Source organism: Candidatus Accumulibacter vicinus (assembly GCF_000584955.1).
GTDB lineage: Bacteria > Pseudomonadota > Gammaproteobacteria > Burkholderiales > Rhodocyclaceae > Accumulibacter > Accumulibacter vicinus.
In genome coordinates, this window is the sequence record NZ_JDSS02000024.1 from 32,030 (window position 1) to 36,267 (window position 4,238).

At 64.4% G+C, this 4,238-nt stretch carries 4 protein-coding genes; all 4 read left to right on the forward strand.

Going from position 1 to position 4,238, the window contains the following annotated elements; genetic code table 11:
- The first annotated feature begins 240 nt into the window (after window positions 1-240).
- Window positions 241-978: a hypothetical protein gene (locus CAPSK01_RS10705; RefSeq protein WP_034926196.1), complete on the forward strand. Its 738-nt coding sequence runs from the start codon at window positions 241-243 to the stop codon at window positions 976-978.
- Between the two features lie 402 nt (window positions 979-1,380).
- On the forward strand, window positions 1,381-1,773 hold the full coding sequence (locus CAPSK01_RS22660) for a hypothetical protein (protein ID WP_273703498.1): 393 nt from the start codon (window positions 1,381-1,383) through the stop codon (window positions 1,771-1,773).
- Between the two features lie 22 nt (window positions 1,774-1,795).
- Complete coding sequence (locus CAPSK01_RS10720) at window positions 1,796-2,998, forward strand: lytic murein transglycosylase (RefSeq protein WP_034926680.1); 1,203 nt, start codon at window positions 1,796-1,798, stop codon at window positions 2,996-2,998.
- A 123-nt stretch (window positions 2,999-3,121) separates the two neighbouring features.
- On the forward strand, window positions 3,122-4,238 hold a 1,117-nt coding region (locus tag CAPSK01_RS10725), incomplete at its 3' end, for an HD-GYP domain-containing protein (RefSeq protein ID WP_034926682.1).

Sequence of the window (4,238 nt, forward strand, 5' to 3'; positions counted from 1 at the left end):
GTTGTCGAGCAGCAGCCGATCGAGCGCCTGCAGGCGACGCTCGCGTAGTGCCCGTCCGGGATGCGGATCACTGCGCGCAGCCGCCTGCAAACGGGAAAAGCGCCTTGCCAGGGTGTCGGGATGAGGCATTTGCCGCTCCTTTTCAGGGTTCTGTGGGATCGCAGTCTAAGCTCTGCAAGCGCTGCCTGTTAGGGGAAGCCCTCTAAACAGACGGGGTCCGCCGGAGCATAATCGGGAGCCATGGACAATCCGACGATCTCGATCGAAAAACAACGGAGCGCCACCGCCTTGCGGCAGCACCTGCAAGCGGCGAAGTCCCTGCGCCAGCAAGCCAACAGCGAGCCTGCAGCGGCGCGTGATCGCCTGCGCCTGCGCGAGTGGCAAGCCGGACGACTGGCCCGTACCCATGCTGACCTGCTGGCCAGCGCGCGCTTCGGAGACGCCGCGCAATTCTTTCTCTCCGACCTCTATGGCCCGAAGGACTTCAGCAGCCGCGACGAAGAGGTCGAGCGCATCCTGCCGCTGTTGATCAAGATGCTGCCAGGTTCGGCGTTGCGCACCGTCGCCCTGGCCGTCGAACTCGATGCGATCTCGGAACTGCTCGACTCGGCGATGGTCGCCGTGCTGTGCCGGCGCGGCGTGATCGACCGCATCGACGAAGACGCCTATGCCGCAGCCTACCGGGCGGTCGGCTGTCAGCCGGAGCGCCAGCGCCAGATCGTGCTGATTCGCGAGACCGGCGAAGCGCTCGACAGGCTGGCCAGGAAACCGCTGCTGAACGGCATGCTCAAGCTGATGCGCGGCCCGGCGCATCTGGCCGGACTCGGCGACCTGCAAGCGTTTCTCGAACGCGGCTTCAATGCCTTCCGCAGTATGGGTTCGGCCACCGAGTTTCTCGACTCGATCGAGCGCAAGGAGCGGCAATTACTGGGCAGGCTCTTTGCTGATGTCGCCAGCCCCTTCCTGCTCCAGAAGTAAATCATTGCTTTGCGTGCGCAAGCGGGCCGGGAATCAGGCAAGTGTGCTCCCGGCGATTGCCGGGATTCAGAGTTCAACCTGTACGCCTGGATTCATGACCGCCCATCCGTACACTTTGTGACACAAAACGATAAATACTGCACAGATCGGCTGCGTTTTTATCTATAGTATTGATCCTGTCGCCGGGGCCCTCCCCCTCCTCCCCTCCCTTCCCCCTGGAGCGCCACGGCGATGGCATCACCGGCCCGCCCAGCCCCCCTCTGTGCGGGCCGTTTTCTTTTGCCGAGTCCGCAACGGCTTCCACGGTCGCATCCCGTCGCCGGCAGTCTGGCCCGAGTGCTCCTCACCCCGTACAATGGGGGGCAACGCGTTTTCTTACCGAACATCACCACCAGGATTTCGATGAGCAGCAACGACCCACCCTTTTCCCGTCTGCGCCTGGCGGTGCCTGGTTCAGGTCTCTTTGGCAGACTGATCACGATCGCAGCTGGCGCGCTCTTGTTGGTCGCCGCCTTGATGTTTTCACTGCTGCTACTGGCCTTGTTGCTGGCCGTTGGACTGCTGGTCCTTGCCTACCTCAAGTGGAAAACCCGCCATCTGCGCAGGCATTCCGACGAGTCCCTGCGCGAACAGACGCAGTCCAGCCAGCCGAAGCCGGCGTCGGGCGGACGCGTGATCGATGGCGAAGTCATCGGAGACGCCGAATACGAGGCGCGATCATCAACCCGCCAACCGCCAACAGCCAATCTTCCGACACGCTGCAATCACCCGCCCAGACCAACGGTTGACCCTTGACCTTCGCACCTTGACCCTCGCCATGCAACCCGCCCGCTTCGCTCTCTTCCTGACCCTGCTCAGCGCCACTGCCGCCGCCCAGGTACCCGCCGAACGTTTCAGCACATGCCTGGCGACGCTGCGCGCCGAGTCTGCGGCGAAGGGCGTCTCGACCGCCGCCTTCGATCGCCTGACCAGCGGCCTGATGCCCGACCCGAGCGTTCTTGAATTCCTCGACTACCAACCCGAGTTCCGGACACCGATCTGGGATTACCTGGCTGGCCTGGTCGACGATGAACGGGTTGCCGATGCGCTGGCAATGCGCGAGAAATGGGCCGGCACGCTGGCCGTGTCGGCCGAGCGCTATCAGGTCGATGGGGATACGGTGATTGCCGTCTGGGGCGTCGAGAGCAACTTCGGGCGCAACTTCGGCAAGCGGCCGCTGCTCACCTCGCTCGGCACGCTCGCCTGCTTCGGGCGTCGGCAGGCCTATTTCCGGGGCGAATTTCTCAGCACGCTGAAGATCCTCGACCGCGGCGACATCGCGCCGGATCGGCTGGTCGGATCGTGGGCCGGTGCTTTCGGCCATACCCAGTTCATGCCCTCGACCTTCCTGCGCCTGGCCGTCGATGGTGACGGCGATGGCAAGCGCGACCTCATGGACAGCGTCCCCGATGCGCTCGCGTCGACCGCCCACTTCCTGCACAAGGCTGGCTGGCGCCAGGGCGAGCCCTGGGGTTACGAGGTCGTGTTGCCGGCCGGTTTCGACACCGGAGTGTCCGGACGCGGCAACAAGCGGCCGCTGTCGTCCTGGATCGGGCGTGGTATCCGCCGTGCCGACGGGCAGCCGATCGTCACCTCGGACGCTGCTGCCGGACTGCTTCTGCCGGCGGGTCCGCGCGGACCGGCTTTTCTGGTATTCCGCAACTTCGACGCGATCTACGGCTACAATGCTGCCGAAAGCTATGCCCTGGCGATTGCCCATCTCGCTGACCGGATCAAGGGGGGCAAGGCTTTCGTCACCCCCTGGCCGACCGATGACCCCGGTCTGTCGCGGAGCGAACGCCGTGAGCTGCAAACGCTTCTCGCTGGCCGTGGCTACCCGATCGGCGAAATCGACGGCATGATCGGCGCCAACTCGCGGCAGGCGATTCTGGCCGAACAGAAACGTCTCGGCCTGACCGTCGACGGCCGTCCAGGGCAGAAGCTGCTCGCTGCCCTGCGGGCCGTGCCGGCTGGCCGGTAACGGTCATGGCGATTTGAGACACACCGGATGATGAAAGTCATGACCGTTTCCCTCAGCCCTAACTCCTCTCCCGCAAGTGGAGGGGGGTTCGTGAGTCGCTGAAGCGACTTTGACATTAAAGACATGTCGCCTGCTCCGGATGCCGTCACCCCCAACGAAGGGGAAATCAGCATCGATGCCTCGCAACTGCGTCCGGGGGTGCACGTCCGTTTGCCGGTGCCCTGGGTCGAGCACCAGTTCATGTTCAACTCTTTCGTCATTGCGGATGAAGAACAGGCGCGGCTAATCGCCGCGATGAAGCTGCCACAACTGTTCTGCGACCCGACGCGTTGCAAGGTGCCACCACTGCTGCGACAGGAGGCACAACCGGGCACCGATCCCGAGGCTGACGCCGAGAAGAAGCGCCTGGCGGCGCTGGCGGCACAGCGCATGGCCGAGAAGCGTGCGCGTGCGCAAGTCATGAGCGAACTCAGGGAACGCCTCGACAAGGCGCAGCAACACTACCTCGGCGCCGCCAGGGAAGTCAGTGGCGCCCTCCAGGGCTTCCTGGTCCATCCCCGCGAGGCAGTCGAACGGGTCGCCAGGGTCAGCAAGGACACCACCACGGCGCTGCTCGCCGATCCCGACAGCGCGATCGTGCTGATTGCCGAAAAGGCGCACGATGACGGCCATGCCGCACACTCGCTGTCGGTCATGACCCTGGCGTTACTGCTCGGCAAACAGGCAAAAATCCCGGAACAGGCCCTGCACTCGCTCGGCATCGGAGCACTGCTGCACGACATCGGCAAACTTGGGATCAAGGCCTCGATCCTGCGCAACAACGAGCGCAACCGGTACGAGGAGCAGATCTATCAGTCGCATTGCCGTGCCGGCTACGACGCGGCAATGCGTGCCGGCAACCTGACGCCGCCCTTGCTCGAAGCCATCCTGCACCATCACGAGCGTTACGACGGTAGCGGCTTTCCGGATCGCCTGAGCGGCAACGCGATTCCCCTGTCGGCACGGCTGGTGGCGATTGCCAACCGTTTCGACAATCTCGTCAGCCCGATCGACCCGCGGCGCGCACTGTCCCCTTCAGAAGCCTTGTCGACGATGTGGACACGCGAGCAGAAGGCCTTTGATGCGGCCTTGCTGCAACTCTTCGTGCGGGCGATGGGGGTCTATCCACCGGGATCGATCGTGCAACTCAGCGACAGCCGCATCGGCGCCGTCGTCGGCTCGGCGCCTGCCGGCAAGCCGA

Coding starts and splice junctions, on each gene's coding strand:
- CAPSK01_RS10705 (WP_034926196.1), top strand. CDS start 241: ATGGACAATCCGACGATCTCGATCGAAAAACAACGGAGCGCCACCGCC.
- CAPSK01_RS22660 (WP_273703498.1), top strand. CDS start 1,381: ATGAGCAGCAACGACCCACCCTTTTCCCGTCTGCGCCTGGCGGTGCCT.
- CAPSK01_RS10720 (WP_034926680.1), top strand. CDS start 1,796: ATGCAACCCGCCCGCTTCGCTCTCTTCCTGACCCTGCTCAGCGCCACT.